The following is a 16,460-nucleotide window of genomic DNA, read 5'->3' as shown; positions in this document are numbered from 1 at the left end:
CGGTTCCATAGGCGGCGCATTTGCCGGACCTTGTGATTTTCGATCATTATTCCAGCGTCCCCTCGCAGTAAGTGTCCCTCAGGAATCCGCTGAACGCGGGATCCTGGGGCGAACTCGCGCTCTTCGCGCAGAGGGAACGGAGCAGTTCCTTGGCCGCTGTCTGGCCTTCTATCGAAAGCTCGAAATAGGCCCTGGCCGCCCTGTTGGCGTCAGCCCGATCGGCTTTTGCGGGGTCAAAGGAACCTGGATCGTACCACCGCGCGATTTCGAGTTTCGCCTCCGTGTTGCCCCGCTCCATCGCAAGATTGATCGCCTGCAAGCCAATTCCGCCGTCGCCTTCCCGGTATGCCTCGCCGCTCAGGGCGAACAGACCAGCGCCGTTGGCGTCCGTCAGTTTCAGCCTCTCGAAACGCGCGAGCAAAGGCTCGGGCTTGTTGAACCAGCCCCTGCTGTCGGCGATGTAGTACCCTCCGCCTGCCACGAGCAGCGCCAGCGGGATCAGAAGGGACAGGAACCGCCACTTCGACTTGGGCGGCTGGGCCACAGGCTGGAGTTTCGGCGGCTCCGCCGCCCGAGGCAGCTCCACGGCCTGTTCGAGAGCCTCTTCCAGCTCCCGCTCGATGGCATGGGGAACGGGCGGCTTGAAAGGGGTCAGTTCCTGTGACCATGCTCCGGGGCTGGGCGGGATCGGCGGCCAGAAAGCGCTCCCCTCTATGTCATGGCCTTCGACTTCGATCTTCACCTGCAGGTCGACCGGGATCTGGTCGCAGACCTCGGGTCCGACAACCACCGTGGCTGAATTCGCGCCGCGGCTGACGACCGCCGCGTCTACGGTTGCCGGACGCGCCTGCCAACCGGCGCCGCCAAGATAGGGAGCGTCCTTGGACTTTCGCATGATCGACAGCCGCACCCTTGGGGAGCTGCCCAATTCCTGCGGGAACGTGATCAGGGCATGCCCGAACAGGCGTGTCTCGTCCTCGCTGACTTTGACGGCAACCTTGTTCATCGGACCGTCCCAGCGGGCGTGGCAAGCAGCGGCGCCGCGTCATCGAGCGCGTCCAAAATGGCCCTCAGGCGCTCGTTCTCCTCGACGTTGATGGTGATCCCTTCGCCCGAGAGGACGTTGTCGGTAACCGCCTGGTGGAAGGCGTACATCCATTCCGAGAGCGCGAGATAGGAGAAGTTCCGCCGCTCCACGCCAAGCCCGTCGCAGTCGGAGACGCTCGGGCGGCGGGCGAACACCCTGACTTCGCCGTTCTCAGTGCCGTCAGGAGCCAGTGGCCGCTTGTTCTCGGGCATCGCGTCGAAGCCAAGCGTGCTGACGAAACGGTTGATGTGGCTGGTCGCGAGAAAGCCTGCCTTCTCGAGCAGGATGTCGGACCTTTCGACGGAGCTTCCCGAGAGCCTGGCGAGATCCCCGGCTATGCGTTCTTCGAGTCCCGACCGACGGGCCGCGGCAGTCAGCTCGGCTACCAGCTCGCTTGCGGACTCCTGCCCGAGGCCAATGCCCTGCAGCGCATTGTCGTTTCTCGCGAGGGCGAAGAGGCTATCCGTCCAATGCCTGATGGCTGAGCGGGCGAGATAGGTTTCGCGCGGCAGGGCTTTCTGCGAAACCGATTCCCCGGAGGAAACCGCGGCGGCGGCCACCTTCTTCTTGCCGGGCAAAGGAGGAGCCCCGGGTCGCGGAGGCGTCGGGCGCTTTTTCGCCGCGGCTTCGGCCCGCCCTTCGGAACCTTCCTCCGGCGCGTTCTGACGCTTGAGGCGATTCCCATATTCGATGTGAAGATGTTCGGAGATTCCGTTCTGCGATATCTGCAGCATCTTCATGGCGGTCCCGAACTGGTCCCGCTCCCAGACCTCGGTGAGGTTTGCGAGGATCTGGTCGGAAACTTCCCGGCGTTCGGCAATGCGCTTGTTGATGTCGCTTTCGATGAAATACGGAGCGAGCACGCGCCGGATATCGTGGGCGATGTTGCCGACGCGGCCTCGTATCTGTCCATATTTGATCTCTGGACGGCAGATGGCCGCGAGGTTTTCCGCCAGATAGCTGACGCCGCCATCGTTCAGCCTAAGGGCCTCGTCGAAGGCCTTGGCCGGCTCCCGGAAATGCTGCTGGACTTCACTGACCTCGAGATACGCCTCCCGCAGGGCGGCGACCTTCGCGACCTTGTCGGGCAAGATCTCGATCTCGGTGCCGCCCTTGTACTTGATCAGGGACTCTGCCTTGAAGTTCGGATTGCGCAGCCAGTAGGAGTTGTTGAAAGGCTTGTCCGGCATCCATTCGAACGGCCACTTGTGGGCCTTGCCGAAAAAGCGCGTCAGCGAGGCGCCCAGGCGCGCGCTGAAACGATCCGCCAGGCTTTGCCCCTCCTCGCCCGCCTTTTCGCTGAAGTGCATGTCGAACATCGTCAGCACCAGGAACAACGCGGTCTCGGTCCGGGCGCGGTCGAACGGGCTTTCCCCGTGCGAGGTCCGGATCCAGTCGTCGATCATGTCGGGGAGGGTCGCCACGTCCTGGTTCGAGGGCTTGATGCAGAGCAGCATGCTCGAGAGTTCCTGCTCCGCAACGTAGCGGTCGAAGAGGTAGGCGACTTTGCCTCGGACGAAGAGTTCCTTGAGCGCGTCGGGGTTGCCCTCGATGAAAGCCTGAAGGTCGACCTTCTGCCTGCTGCGGGCACCCGGGAAATCCAAGAGGTCAGTATGCTCGAAGAAGGGCCATGGCTGTTCCGATATCGCTATCCGCAGTTCAGCCACCAATGCGGCGATCACGGGTCTCGGCAATGAAACCGCCGATCCCTTCATTGGCCTTATCAGCAGCTCGTCCTGGCCGGATTTTCCGAGCCCCCGCAGCGTCTCTACGTCTATGATGCTGCTTTCCCGGGGAACCAGCGCCTCGACGGGGCAGTAGGCGTCCTTGGCGAACCCGAGGCTCTCGAGGGCGGTGACGAGTTCAACGTAGAGATCGGTGAATTCCGGCAGTCCGCCCCATAGCACGGAGAATAGGTCGGCGCGGTCGGCAATGGAAAGCCGGGAGGCAAGGAAGGCCGCTTCCTCCCAGTAGGCCCCCAGCGTTTCGATGTTGGGCAGGCCTGCGAACTGCTTCTCGAAATACTCCTGAAGGTCCCAAACGTCCTCCTCTGTCAGGCCATCCGAAGCTGCCTGCGGCCGCGCCCGGCTTTTTGCTTGTTCAAGAGCGGACAGGACGGCGTCGGAAGTCAGCGGCGTGCGTTTCTTCGCGTCCCCGTCAAGAAAGAAGCTGTTGCCCAGTACCTTGGCCACGTCCGTTTCGCTCAGCATCCTCAGCACGACGGGCGCTCCGGCCGGACTTGGCTCTTCCCGGACTGAAAAGCGGGTGACAAGCCCGGTCGACTCCCGGTCGCCGCCCGGGTTGATCTCCCGGATGAAGTCGACCTCCCGCCCGAGATCGCCGAAACGGGCCATCAGGGGCGCGCTTCCGTTGCGGGCAAGCACCGACACCAGATAGGACTTGCCAGCCTGGCTGGGTCCGAACACCCCGACGCACATGGGGCGGTCGATGGCCAGCATCGCCTTTCGGGTGGCGACTATGGACTTCCTGAGCTGCTGCTCGGCGATCGGGCGCGTGCTGCCCACCCGCTCCGCGTTCGCGGAGGCGCCTATCCAGACAAGTCCCTCCTGCGCCGACTTCAGCGCGGTGTCGCAGGTCTTTTTCAACTCTTTACGCATGCCTTCAGCTTTCACTGGATGGAGATGATTCCGGTATCGAGCCAGTAGCCGTCGCCCGCCTCGACCGCGAGCGTGTCCAGCTTCAGCTCCATGATGCGCTTGACCGGAGAGCCGTCGGCGTCCTCGGCGTCCTGGATCACGAATTCCTCGCGGGTCGCCTCGCTCGTGAGAAGCGCGATCTCGTTCGCCTCGTCGTCTTCCGGCGCCTGCACGTTGCGCGCGATCGTGACGCGGACCGGCTTTCGCACGCTCCGCGCCGACCGGGTCTGCGCGGTCGTCAGCTTGTAGAGCGGAGTCGCGACCCAGCGCTCCAGCGGAAGCTGCCTGAAGCCGATGCGCAGCGGGCTGTGGTAGTCGAACTCCGCCTCGGCTTCCGCAGTCGCGGCGTCGAGGTCGATGTCCGAGAAAAGCAGGGTTTCGTCCGGGAGCGCCGAGCTGCCCTGAAGCCGCCCGATGTACCGGGCCGTCGACTTCATCCGCAGGTACTGGGAGTAGAGGGTGAAGTTGGTGATCTGCCGCTCGGAGAGCGCGCACAGCATGGCTCCCACGACCGCGGTCGTCTTCGGGTCGTCGATGTGCGTGTTGCTGACGCCCCGGAACGGATACCAAGTGCCGACCCGGTAGTCCTTGATAGGGATGACGCGGTCAGGCAGGACCGACATCTTGTTCATGAACAGGCTTATCATCTGCGGCAGGCGCATCGGCCGCCCTGTCAGGAGCACCACGTCCGCGTCCAGATGGTTGATCGCTTCCGCGATGTTGTCGAAGACGCCGTCGAAGATCGACAGGACGCACTCTTCGACGGCAAGCGGGTCGACCGCGATGTCGCAGTCGGCGATCGTGAACTCTCCGGCCCCGAGCGCGCCTATGCTGTCCTTGAGATATCCCAGGATGCGCGCGTCCACCGGAATGTCGCCTCCGGCCGTCGTTCTCCCCCCGGTCTCGAAGAAGCTGCCCGCCTTCCGGATTTCCGTCTTGCGGCTGGTCGCCGGCATGGCCTCGCATTCGGAAAGGACCGCGATGGCGATCGGCTGCAGGACCTGCAGCACGAACTGGCGGCGCAGGTGCTTCTCCTGCTCGGACATGTTCGGATTGTCGCCGGCGAAGCGGTCCTTGAGATAGTTCCGCGCGTTCGGAAGGCCCGCTTGGGCGAGCCCTTCCTCCAGCCTCGGTATGACAAGCCGCTCGATGACCACCTTGAGGAGGTCGTCGCCCGCGATGCGGAACCCCTCCCGGAAATTCTGGTCTGGGAACAGGGCGACGTTGTCCGTCTGGAAGTAGGTCGTGACCATGAGGTCGGTGGTGCCGCCGCCCACGTCGACGCTGGCGACGCGCAGGGACCGTTCCAGCTTCTCCTTGCCCTTGGAGGGCGGGAGCGTTTTCGGCCTCTCCCTGTCCTTGCCGAGCATGTCGAACAGCGTCCTGATCGACCCGCCCAGCTTGTGCACGGCCTCGCCGTAGAGATAGACGAGATGAACCGAACTTGCTTCGTCCCAGGAGCAGTGGATTTCCGGGCGCTGGCTGTTTATGCCGCTGTCGCTGTCGCCCCATCCCGACAGGGACCAGAGGAGCTTTACCGCGGCTTCGGCGCGCGACCGGAGGATGCGCTGTTCCTGGATCGGGGTCGCCGAGGGGATCGTCAGGATGATCCTCCGCAGTCGGCGCGGAGAGTCTTTGAGCCTCCTCTCCCGGCGGGTGCCGGGGTTGTTCATCATCGACATCGCCTGCGCGATGATTTCGACGAGCATGAACGTGAAGAAGGACGACCTCGAGAAACAGAAGCGGCTCGCCGTCTGCAGTTCGCTCTCTTTGACCTTCAGCTTGAACTGGCGCCTGTCGCTCTCGAGCTGCTCGAGGACGTCGCCGCGGTCGTTTATGAAGCGGTACATGGAGCGCTCGATCAGCGGCTCCGTCCCCGCATGGCCCGCCGAGGCCGAACGGAACTTCCACTCTTGGAGCACCGGATCGGAACTCCACAGGTACCGCTTCGGAGATGAAAGCCCCGTCGCTGCCTCGGTTCCTTCCGACTCCCCGCGAAGGCGCGAGGCTTCCGGCCCGATGCGGAGCAGGCTTGGCCAGAAGAACGCCCGGGGGCGGCCGGACCGCCTTGCGATGTCTTCCGGGCCGAATTCCCCTGCCACCAGCTCGCACTGGCTTTCGAAGGGATCGCGATAGACGAGTTCAGGCTTGGAGAGGTCGCGCAGCTCAAGGACGACGGAGTTGTTGAGGTCGACGTTCACGTCGTCCGGGAACGACTGGATCAGAAGTCCGCACGACCGTGAGTTCCCGATGTCGAGCACCAGGTCGACGTCGACCGGATGGACGTTCCTGTTGTCGCTGACCGTATCGATGAGGGTGACGCGAACTGGCTTGATCACGCTGGCGAGAAACTGGACGAAGGTCATGTACCGGGCGAGGTGCTCGAATTGGAAAGGAAAGTCCTCGGGCCTCAGCTCCTTGCCCTTCCTCTGGAGCTTCTTGAATGAGTGGAGGATGTCCCTCAGCCAGTCGTCCAGCCACTTCTGCGCGTCCACTGGCCCTTGGCCGGGCACGTCCACCTTGTGGGACAGGAACGAGATGACGTCAGGCAGCTGGCTGACGAACCGGAACGATTCGGTCCGCATCGCGTCTTCCGGACAGGGCGCGAGGTAGGGGCGGTTTGTCTTCCGGGGCGCGAGCGAGCTGTCGAATGCGAAGATTGCCCTGTGCGTTCCCTTCCGGTCGCCGTGGGCGTTCCGCGTCTCCGTGACCCTCACCCGGACCCAGTCGGTCGGGCCCTGCGCGTATATTTCGTTGCCAAGCGAGTCTTTTCCGGGTTCGATCTTGAAGAACGGCACCGGAACCCAGCGGTCCAGGAAGGTCTCGAGCGCCCTCGATTTCGCGATGTCGTACACCACGTCGTCGCCTTTCGGGGGGTAGGGCGGCTGGTCCGAGTCGGGATCGTCATCGTTCCAGTTCGGAAGCAGGCGGATCAGCGTCTTTCCATCCGAACCCGTTTCGCCCGGCGACAGCCGCTCGATGAACGACCTCGACAGGCGCGGAGAAGCGTCGAAGTCGAACCCGAACTCGACAAACTGGATGCCACTGTCAGGCACCAGCGTGAAGCCATCGCTGAAATCGGCGAGGTTGGTCAGCATTGAGTCGTCCTGTCAGGCTTGATTCGGCTTGCCGTAGTCATGGGACATCGAACTCCATGACCTTCAGTTGCGTAGCATCGTTGGCTTTCACTTCGCTCAGGGAACCGGACTGGGGGGTAGTGGAATCACCCCTCTTCAGGAGGACGGTGAAGTCGGTTTGCACTGACGGGTCATCCCGGCGGTCGAAGAGGTTTACGAAAACTTCGTAGTGGCCCGGCGGGGGCTCGTCCGCCCACCTTATGTGTTCGATAGGCTCATTGCTCATTCGGTTAGGGACATTCATATCGATATCAAGAGTGCCGCCGCATGCGGGTTGTCGCCGATACACCATTTCGCCGCTGGGGCATTTCACGGCAAGATCCAAATCCGTGCGGTTGTTCCAAGTGAGAGCTACCTCCATCTTGCCGTGCAGTCCCTGCTCGCGGTCGACGCGCTTCTTGGCTACCGCCGCCTGATCTAGCGAGGCCTGCTGGCACGAGTTCATATGCTGGCGCAGCCGCCCCTCGATCACAGTGGCCTCAGAAATCAGCTCCTGCGTTCGCAGGCTGGCTTGATCGACGGCTGGCGCCGGCGCGACAAGTGCGCAATAGGCGCCCCCGCCCTTTCCGAATGCCGTTACGCCGAAAGGAAGGATCAAGCCACAGGCGGGCAGCAGCAGCCAAGCTGTCGCCCCCGCGAGCGCTATAGGAACAAGCCAAAGCAGCCAGCGGGCGATCGGCCGCCACCAGGAAGGCCCGGCTGGCAGCACGGGCCGCTCCACCACTGTATCCGGAACAGGCGTCGGCGGCCGGTCCCGGGCGACTGCAGCGATCTGCCCCCTGCCGCTGGTCTCCGCGTCATGTTTTTCATAACCCCATGCAGTGAGGACGAGCACTCCGTCGCTCCCGTCGGAATCGCCGGAGACCCAGACGTTCTCGTCGTCGGGGAATGTCACCGCGTTGCGCAGCGCTGTAGCCGTCGACCGGGCCGCTGGGTCGGTGCGAGCCTCGTGCGCGGCGGCCGCACGGAGAACTGAGCGGACGGATTGGTCCAGCCGCGTCTTGTAGACGGACGCCGTTTCGGGCGGGAGGTCCGTCAGGCGGACAAGAGGCTCGTCCCGCTCGGTGTACCAGTCGATCCCCGAGCCGTCCTTGCGCGGCACTGGTTCGGCCAGCTCGAGCCCGATGCCTCCGGGGAATTCCCGCCCGAGCACGGCTTGAAGCCTATGAACCGAGCGCTCCGCGGTCGATCCGAGGGATCGCATCAGGCTGAGGGTCGTGGTGGCGACGAACTGGCTCATTGGGTTGGGCCTTCGGCTGGCGCCGGGGCGGCGGGTCCACCGCTTCCGTCGTCGAGGAGTGGACCAAGAATAGAAGAATCTGTCTCGCATCCAGTCTTCGTGAGCTCGGTATTCATTTTGGCGATCCGCTCTTCAATGATGCGGTTGACCTCATCGCTGTTCACGGGAGGAGCTGCCGTCCGCGGCGGAAGCGCCACCGGATAAACGAGGTTGCCAGGCCAGGCCGCGTAGATCAGGCTGGCGGCGAAAACTAGCGAAAGGGCAGCTATGGGCCAAAGCCAAGCCTGCCTGTGTCTTGCTGAGGCCGCTGGCTGAGCCTCTTGGGCGGATGCTGCGGTGGGTTCGGGAACAATCACGCGCCGCGGGGGAGACAGTCCGGCGGTGGCGAAACCTCCGACGGCGGCCCAGGGCTGCCCCGGCACCCGGGGAGACATGCCGGTTGGAAGGTAGGGGCCAATCGTCTTCTCGGTGTGCCGGACGAATGCGGCGCGGGAGGAGCGAGCTTCCTCTGGCAGGATCCCCCAATTCGTGAGCACGGCGTTCTCGCCGACGGCAACGATCGAGGCTTCGTCCGCGACGTTGAGCATCGCCGCAACGGTCTCGCCTATTCCCTGGTCTGCCAGGGCCGGACGAAGCGCTTCGATCCGCGCGGCCAAGTTCGACTCGATCCGCGCCCGCTTTCCTCGGTCGAGTTCGCCCAGCCGCTTCGGCTCGTCGTCGAAACTGCTAAACCACGCCACTGCCAGGCGCCCGCCCTCCTGCTCCTTGGCGTTCGGTTCGGCGAACAGCCGTGACGCATTGTCACCGCACAGTTCGTCGATCCGGGCGAACGTCGTTTCGCAGTCCCGCCACAGCGGCTTTCCGGCGACGGCCAACACGTCGCCGGAAAGCGCCGACGTTGAACGAACGAAGTGGACGTTGCCCCCTCGAGCCATTTAAGCACCTTCCCCTTGCCGCAAGAAATCGTTAACTATGCGGCGTCCCCTCCGGCATACTTCGACGGAAAAAAACGCAGTGTCAACGAGCGCTCAAGTAGATTCGACTCAGATGCTTAACCTGTAGCGGACCGCAGCCTACTTCCCATCTTAGCGCCAATTCTAGTTGAAATGCATTTTGGCGTTGCACATCCCCCATTTGGGGCTGGAAATGCAAAATCTGGAGGATTACGGTCGCGCCGGGCCGAATTTGCCGAGCGCAACAGGGGCATTGCCAACGGCAAAAGAAAAATGGGGCAATGGGAAAGATCGCGATCTGTCATGAGGTTTCTGGCTAGCCGTCTAACTCGCCTTCCTCCTCGCCAGTCATGACGTCAAGTCAGCGAACTTCGCTGACTTGTATCGGTCAAGTGCCGCTTGAAACAGAATAGCAGCGACACGGGAAACATGTTTGCGCATCTTTTTCACTGCGGATACCGAGAGCTCCTACTTAGAGCCGCCGGCTCGTCTCTGGCAGCTCTCGTCGTTCTGGTTGGCATTCAACCGATCGGCGCGCAGACCACAGCAGTGTTCTTCGACTATCCCGGGACCTCACTGAACGGGATTGTCAGCGCACAGGTCATTGCACCCTTGCAGGCATGTCGATCCCTTTGCACCTCGCGTTCGGGCTGCGTCGGTTTTGATCACTCGTCCGCCGACAACAGTTGTCGGCTTTTGGCAGGGCTCAGCTCCGCCGGCGAAAGCCGGGCGTCGACGGCAGCTACGCGGAATCTGATCATTGGGTATCGTCCTCCCTCAAACCCGCCCGCAACGCCTTCCGCCGCCCAGCCGAAACCCCCAGTTTCACGCGCGGCGCCGCCGAACATCAGCGGCCGCAAGGTGAGTTATCGATCGATTCCCGGCGACCCCAGGCCGATAGGCTGGGTGTATATCAATGTCTGCAGCGGAGCCCCGGTGGATGCGGACTCACTTCGCAATTCCATCAACGGATTTGTTTTTGAGTCATTGCGGCTCATTCCGGGCAGGATTGAACAGTTTGACAGGAGTACCACACCGCAATGTGCGCTCGTACCCAAGGTCGTCGGGTATGCCTCGCCGGGCGCCGAGCAGTGGAGAATCGGAGCGGCGCTAGAGGAGATGCGTCCGCTCCTTCGTCCTGCCGGAGTGGGAACACGGGCGGACGGTCTATTGCCCGTGCAAGGTTCCGACCGATACCGCATCGACATATGGCTTAGCCACGAGTGAATTTCCCGGCTACTCTATCGGATCGGGCGGAGCAGCTAGGCGTTGATATGCGCGTAAGCCTGTCAATTGCCCAGTTCTTGCCGTGCGATCGTATCAGCAGCCGTCGAGCGCCTTAATGCCTTTGATGTAGTCCTTGCCGCCCTCGTTCACAGTCGTCACTTCCGCGCGGCCAGAACATGCTGTGGCACCCTTCCTGAACGCATAGCTGACGAAGAACAAGTCATCTGCCTTCGCTTCGATGCCGAGAAGCTTAAGCGGCGCCTGCATCCCTCCGTAGAAACCACTCAGGGCCGCGGCGGAGAGAGGACCCTTGGCGCTCTTTTCAGGGACTACAAACCGCGCCGCGTCCTTGCCGTCCCCAGTGCCGAGGGCCAGGTAAAACGCCCGCACGACAGTCGCTGCGGTGCCGGGCTGTTCAGTGATGTCCTCTTCAGGCGCAATGCTCCCGACAATGGCCATCAGCGGGGCTCGGCGATTTGCGTCTTTTGGAGCCCATCGATCAACGATGCCGACAGTCACGCGGCGTCCGATCAATGATGCCATGGCGCCGTCCATGCCGCCGACCGGCACGACGTGAACCTCGCGGAAGCTGGATGCGGAATCAGCAAAGCCCTCGCCCTTAAGGCAAATGTCGGCATCCAGCTCCAGTAAGTAAGTCGGCTCGGGCTGGTCTCCTGTCTGCACGTCTTTATAGTTCGGCGGCCCGGGAAGTATTCGTCGATGGAGATCGCCGCTCAGCTGCGACGGCTGCCCTTTCGAGATCTCGTAACAGGCGGCCTGGCCCCCGCTGGCCGCAGCTATGGAAATCAATGCGCATGCCGCAAGTCGTCTCATAGGTCGCTCCCCAAAAAGCCCACTGATGGCATTCATTCATTGAGGCTTCAACCGGTACTTGACCGAATGTATAAACCCTCCGTCGTCTCCGAGAACGATCGTCACTAAAATGTTCAAATGAACATTATACTTCTCTGCCCACAGCCAGGTTTGATTGCTGCGGCGTCTTTGGGGCAGCGCGATCCTAATCGTTTGTTCTGCGAGGGTTGCTGGACGCAATGAAGGCGTGCTCAGAGGCTCACCGGCAAAATCGTCGAAACAAAGCCAGCAGACACACTGGTGCAGCTTTGCCAGAACCATGACGCGCCATTGGCTTTCCATCATCTCTTTTTGTTCCCAGAAAGTCGCATAAATGGCAGTGTGGAACTTCAGTGCTGCCTCGGCTGCCCTGCGCGCTCGACGATTTGGTCGATCTGTCATCGCCGAACTACAGCGGGGGGCCCCGTCCATAGCGTGCTGTCTTGCGATTGGTCGAGCTCGCCAAGAACATGCGAAGGGAGTACAAGACCGGGATGCGCGAGGGGAGCGTGCTTCACGAGCCATGCTCGCCTGGCTGACGCGCGATCGCTTGCCGGAGAAAGCGTCGCAGGAGCGACGCGTCAGGGAGCATTCCCGGCGCTGACCATGCCGCGGATCGCCTTCACGCTAGAAACCGCGTTTCAGGGGCACATTGGCACCATAGGGTCAGACCCCAAGCCTGGTTACGCGTCAGGACCTCGTATCTATTTCACCCACTTGCGTACGCGGCGCACGATCTCTGATGTTGAGATCCCGTAGCGGTCGTGAAGTGTCGGTAGCGCGCCGGCGTCGAGAAATTCGTCGGGCAGTGCGATCTGGCGGAAGACAGGGGTCACGCCCTCGCGCATCAGCAGGCCAGCGACACCTTCGCCCAACCCGCCGATCATCGTGTGGTTCTCCGCAACGACCACCATCCGTCCAGCCCGGCGCGCGGCGGCAAGGATTGCGTCCGTATCGAGCGGCTTGATGGTCGGCACGTGCAGCACCGCGCAGTCGATGCGGTCCGCTTCAAGCGCCTTCGCGGCCTCCAGCACGCGCATGGTCATCAGCCCGCTGGAAATGAACAGCACATCCGCACCGTCGCGCAGCAGCCGCGCCTTGCCGATCTGGAATGTGTAATCATATTCGTCGAGCACGACGGGGACCTTGCCCCGCAACAGCCGCATGTAGACCGGCCCCTTGTAGTCCGCGATCGCCTCCGTGGCCTGTTCGATGTCGAGCGCGTCGCATGGATCGATGATCGTCAGGTTCGGCATGCCGCGGAAAATCGCGATGTCTTCCGTCGCCTGGTGGCTGGGGCCGTAGCCGGTGGTCAATCCCGGCAGAGCGCAGACAATTTTGACGTCGAGGTTCTCCTCGGCAATCGCCATGCATATGAAATCGTAGGCACGTCGCGAGGCAAAGACAGCGTAGGTCGTGGCGAAGGGCGTGAAACCCTCCCGCGCCAGGCCAGCGGCAGCGCTCATCAGCACCTGCTCCGCCATGCCCATTTGGTAGAAGCGATCCGGATGCTCCTGCGCGAAGACATGTAGGTCGGTGTATTTCGCAAGATCAGCCGTCAAACCCACGATCCCGAGCCGCTCGTGTGCCAATCTGGCAAGTGTGTGCCCAAACGGCGCGTTGCGGGTCGCAATGCCATCGGGCGCAATCGAGGCGATCATTGCCGACGTGGTTTTGCGCTCACCCGCGTTGACGGCGTGGCGCGGCGCGAACTTTGACAGCCTCAATGCGAACGTCCCCTTTCCAAAGCTTCGAGGGCCAACGTCCATTCATGCGGCTCGACCCGAATGAAGTGTGCAATGTCGCGGGATTCAAGGAACGGCACGCCCTTGGCCATGCGAGTGTCGCAGACGATGACACGCGGGCGAGGTTCCTTAAGCCCGCGCGCCAGATCGAAGGCCATGCGGACTGCCTCAATGTCGTTGCCGTCGACACGCTGTGCGTGCCAGCCGAACGCCTCGAACTTGTCGGTCACCGGCTCGGAGGAAAGCATCGCGGTCGATGGGCCGTCGGCTTGCTGATTGTTGAAGTCGACGATGGCGATGAGATTGTCGAGCCTGTGGTGTGCGGCCGACATCGCTGCTTCCCAGGTCGAGCCCTCGCCGAGCTCACCATCGGACATCAGATTGTAGACGAAACTGCCGCTCCGCTTGCGTTTCAGCCCCAGGCACATGCCGACGGCGATGCCAAGGCCGTGGCCGAGCGACCCGCCGGTGATCTCCATGCCGGGCGTATACGCCGCCATGCCGGACATCGGCATCCGGCTGTCGTCGGTGCCATAGGTTTCGAGCTCTTCCTCCGGGAGCACGCCCGCTTCGATCAGCGCGGCGTACAGCGCGATCGCGTAGTGTCCGATCGACAGCAGGAAGCGGTCGCGTCCCTCCCAGCGCGTATCGGTAGGCCGGTAACGGAGCGCATGGAAATAGGCGACGGCGAGCACGTCGGCGACACCCAGAGCCTGTCCGACATAGCCCTGGCCCTGGACTTGACCCATGCGCACCGCATGCCGACGGATACGATAGGCTCGTTCGGCAAGGCCGACATTGCTGCCGGCCCGTGGCATGTCGATCTCCGTTGTCCCTTCAGCCATGGATCAGCATCCCGCCATTGACGTCGATGACGGCGCCGGTGATGTAGCTGGCCAGATCGGACGCGAGGAAGAGATAGGCGCCCGCCACGTCGCGGGCATCGCCCAGCCGACTGAGCGGGATACCCTTGATGATATCGGCGCGCATGGCGTCGGTCAGTTTGTCACCGGTAATGTCAGTCTGGATGAGGCCCGGCGTAACACAGTTGATGCGGATACCGTCGGGTCCGAATTCGCGCGCCATGGCCTTGGCAAGCCCGAGCACGCCCGCCTTGGCGGCCGAATAGTGCGGGCCGCCGAAGATGCCGCCGCCGCGCTGTGCGGAAACCGACGACATGCAGATGATCGATCCACCGCCATTTTCGCGCATATGCGGGATGAAGGCCTGGCTGAGATAGAGGACGCCGCGCAGATTGACATCGAGGATGCGGTCCCAATCAGCGGGGCCGATATCCAGTGTCTTTACTGGTTGAGTGATCCCGGCAATGTTGCACAGCACGTCGACCTTGCCGAAAACTTCAGTCACTTCCGCAGCAGCCTTCTTGCAGGCATCGAGATCGGCGACATTGCAGGCGAGACCAATGTGCTCGGGCCCAAGCGACGCGGCTGCGTCACGGGCTTGTCCCTCATCAAGGTCAAGAATGGCAATACGCGCGCCTTGCTCCGCCATCAGCGTTGCCGTGGAGCGGCCAATTCCTCTAGGGCTCGCGGCACCCGAAATCACCGCGGCCTTGCCCTTCAGCAACATGTCAAAGTCTCCTGCTGTTTACGCGACGAATGGTCTAAAGGCGGTAGTACCGGGCGGCGTTGTCGTGGAACAACGCAAGCCGCTGCTCATGGGGGTAAGCCTTCGTGATCTCCTTGAAGGCATTAACGATGGCGTCGAAGCTCGAGAACAGCTTGTCGACGGGGAAGTTCGTGGCGAACATGCTGCGGTCGACGCCGAAGGCCGCGATCGCTTCCTCGACATAGGGACGGATCGATGCAATGGTCCAGGACCAGTCACCCATGCCAAGACCCGAGATCTTGCAGGCGACGTTCGGCGCCTGCGCCAACTGGCGCATGGCTTTTCTCCAGGCCCCGAAATGTTCAGGGCCATCAACTTGCATTCCTGTGTGGTTAAGAATGATCTGCACGTCGGGAAAATCGCGCGCGAGCTCAAGGAACTCATCAATCTGCGGATAATAGAGCTGCAGGTCGAAACTCAGCCGGCGTTTCGCCAGTTCGCCAAATCCTAGGCGCCATTGTGGCGTCCGGCTCACTTCCGGCCGGGCCTGATAGGTCTTGGCGGGGTCGGGATGGTAATTCATCGACTGCCGGATACCCCTGAAGTTCGCATACTCCATGTGCCGGTCGAGAAGGTCGGCCACATCGGGTCTGGACAGGTCGGCATAGCCGACAATGCCGTGAGGGAAGCCTCGCTTGTTCGCGATCTCCTGCAGCCAACGGGTTTCCCCGACCGGATCGCCGGGATCGAACCCCACATCAAGATGCACTGATTTCACCAGGTTCTGATTCCTGGCGTCTTCCAGATAGTCGTCGAGAAGGTAGCTTTTGCGGATCGCCTCGTAGTCGCCGAAGGCCGACGGCTTAACCCCGTCGGTCAGCCACGGATAGTAATTGGTCTCCAAATCCCACAAATGATGGTGCGGATCGATGAAGGGCAGCTCGGCCACGGTCGGGATTCCTCGCTCGGGGTCTGGACCCGCCAGCTAGCCGGCGGGTCCGCTGGGTGGCGGTCAGTTGCTCGGGGGAAAAACGCGGGCGATGACCTTCTTGGCCTCGGGACTGTCGACCTTGTCGGCGGTCACCAGAGGCATGACCAACGCCAGGTCCTGGGTCACCGGTGCGCCCGTGAGGGCGTTGTAGACCTGTTGGGTACCGTCGATGCCCTGGCCCACCGCCTCCTGGAAGAAGATGCCCTGGATCGCTCCCTTTTTGAGAAGCGCGATCGTTGTTGGCGAGCCGTCGGCGACGGTAATGCCGATCTTGCCGGACAGGCCCCTGGTTTCGACCACCTTGGCGGCGCCGGTGCCAGCTTCGTCATACATGCCGTAAATGGCCTTGATGTCGGGATTGGCCGTCAACAGGTCGTTTGCCTGGGTTACGGCTTCGCTGATGGTGAGGCCACGTGTCTCCAGCATCTGGACGAGGTCGCAGCCCGAGGCAGCGAACGCCTCCTTGGCGCCTTTGAGATACTTCTGCGCATTCTCCCGATCCTGTGGCAAGGACAGCATGCCGACCTTGTTGCCGCCACGCTCCTTTGCGAGCTCGCAGGTGAACTTTCCCTGCGCCTTGCCGGTCTCGTAGTTGTTCGCGGTCACCGAGGACGTGTAGTTCGTGAGGCCCGGCTGTGGCCCGATGCCGGCAAAGGCGATCGGCACCTTCTGCTTCGCCAGATAGTCGAGCAGTGGCGGTGTCGACGTTGAGCTGACAGGCCCGATCACGATGGCCGAGACACCTTTGGTGACAGCTGTCCTGGCATTGTCCATCTGCTTGGCGGGCGAATTCTCCGACGTGTACTCGACATAATCCATGCCGAGCTCCTTGGCCTTCTCCTTCACGCCGTAGCCGACCCACTGCCAATAGGAGATGTCCAGCGACGGGGCGATATAGGCGACGGTTTTCTTGTCCTCGGCGTATGATGCGCTGGACAGCGCGGTTGCCGCCAATGCTGCAAGTAGAATGGTCTTCAACTTCATCTTGGTTCCTCCCGTTGA

General features: G+C 62.4%; 13 protein-coding genes. 1 reads left to right on the top strand and 12 read right to left on the bottom strand.

Going from position 1 to position 16,460, the window contains the following annotated elements; all coding sequences use genetic code 11:
- Positions 1 to 46: 46 nt before the first annotated feature.
- The 5 genes from EB231_RS31935 to EB231_RS31915 are packed head-to-tail and all read right to left on the bottom strand — an operon-like array spanning position 47 to position 9,056.
- Positions 47 to 1,006, bottom strand: a complete 960-nt coding sequence (locus EB231_RS31935; RefSeq protein ID WP_172352326.1) for a hypothetical protein — start codon at positions 1,004 to 1,006, stop codon at positions 47 to 49.
- Positions 1,003 to 3,705: a virulence factor SrfC family protein gene (locus EB231_RS31930; protein WP_172352325.1), complete on the bottom strand. Its 2,703-nt coding sequence runs from the start codon at positions 3,703 to 3,705 to the stop codon at positions 1,003 to 1,005. Before EB231_RS31930 ends, EB231_RS31935 begins: the two co-directional genes overlap by 4 nt.
- A gap of 11 nt (positions 3,706 to 3,716) precedes the next feature.
- On the bottom strand, positions 3,717 to 6,842 hold the full coding sequence (locus tag EB231_RS31925) for a virulence factor SrfB (protein ID WP_172352324.1): 3,126 nt from the start codon (positions 6,840 to 6,842) through the stop codon (positions 3,717 to 3,719).
- Positions 6,843 to 6,879: 37 nt separating this feature from the next.
- Positions 6,880 to 8,121, bottom strand: coding sequence for a hypothetical protein (locus EB231_RS31920; protein WP_172352323.1), 1,242 nt, complete (start codon positions 8,119 to 8,121; stop codon positions 6,880 to 6,882).
- Positions 8,118 to 9,056 (bottom strand): hypothetical protein, encoded by a 939-nt coding sequence (locus tag EB231_RS31915; RefSeq protein ID WP_172352322.1) that lies wholly within the window; start codon positions 9,054 to 9,056, stop codon positions 8,118 to 8,120. The genes EB231_RS31920 and EB231_RS31915 overlap by 4 nt, the downstream gene beginning before the upstream one ends.
- A 447-nt stretch (positions 9,057 to 9,503) precedes the next feature.
- Between EB231_RS31915 and EB231_RS35620 the strand changes: the two genes are divergently transcribed.
- Positions 9,504 to 10,301 carry a PAN domain-containing protein gene (locus tag EB231_RS35620; protein ID WP_340163216.1) on the top strand — a complete coding sequence of 266 codons (798 nt, stop codon included), beginning with the start codon at positions 9,504 to 9,506 and terminating at the stop codon, positions 10,299 to 10,301.
- A 93-nt stretch (positions 10,302 to 10,394) separates the two neighbouring features.
- Here the strand turns inward: EB231_RS35620 and EB231_RS31910 are convergent, their stop codons facing one another.
- From EB231_RS31910 to EB231_RS31880, 7 genes are all read right to left on the bottom strand, one after another.
- Positions 10,395 to 11,135: a hypothetical protein gene (locus tag EB231_RS31910; protein ID WP_172352321.1), complete on the bottom strand. Its 741-nt coding sequence runs from the start codon at positions 11,133 to 11,135 to the stop codon at positions 10,395 to 10,397.
- A gap of 36 nt (positions 11,136 to 11,171) precedes the next feature.
- Positions 11,172 to 11,555, bottom strand: coding sequence for a hypothetical protein (locus tag EB231_RS31905; protein ID WP_172352320.1), 384 nt, complete (start codon positions 11,553 to 11,555; stop codon positions 11,172 to 11,174).
- A gap of 302 nt (positions 11,556 to 11,857) precedes the next feature.
- On the bottom strand, positions 11,858 to 12,880 hold the full coding sequence (locus EB231_RS31900) for a transketolase family protein (RefSeq protein ID WP_027033403.1): 1,023 nt from the start codon (positions 12,878 to 12,880) through the stop codon (positions 11,858 to 11,860).
- Complete coding sequence (locus tag EB231_RS31895) at positions 12,877 to 13,716, bottom strand: transketolase (RefSeq protein WP_106406568.1); 840 nt, start codon at positions 13,714 to 13,716, stop codon at positions 12,877 to 12,879. Before EB231_RS31895 ends, EB231_RS31900 begins: the two co-directional genes overlap by 4 nt.
- A 19-nt stretch (positions 13,717 to 13,735) precedes the next feature.
- Complete coding sequence (locus EB231_RS31890; RefSeq protein WP_027033405.1) at positions 13,736 to 14,488, bottom strand: SDR family NAD(P)-dependent oxidoreductase; 753 nt, start codon at positions 14,486 to 14,488, stop codon at positions 13,736 to 13,738.
- Positions 14,489 to 14,522: 34 nt separating this feature from the next.
- Positions 14,523 to 15,416: an amidohydrolase family protein gene (locus tag EB231_RS31885; RefSeq protein WP_172352319.1), complete on the bottom strand. Its 894-nt coding sequence runs from the start codon at positions 15,414 to 15,416 to the stop codon at positions 14,523 to 14,525.
- A gap of 63 nt (positions 15,417 to 15,479) precedes the next feature.
- Entirely contained in the window at positions 15,480 to 16,442 is a 963-nt protein-coding gene (locus EB231_RS31880) for a substrate-binding domain-containing protein (protein ID WP_069091227.1), read from the bottom strand.
- Between the last annotated feature and the right edge of the window lie 18 nt (positions 16,443 to 16,460).

The organism is Mesorhizobium sp. NZP2298, assembly GCF_013170825.1.
Classification (GTDB): domain Bacteria; phylum Pseudomonadota; class Alphaproteobacteria; order Rhizobiales; family Rhizobiaceae; genus Mesorhizobium.
This window is presented reverse-complemented; position numbering and strand designations above follow the sequence as displayed.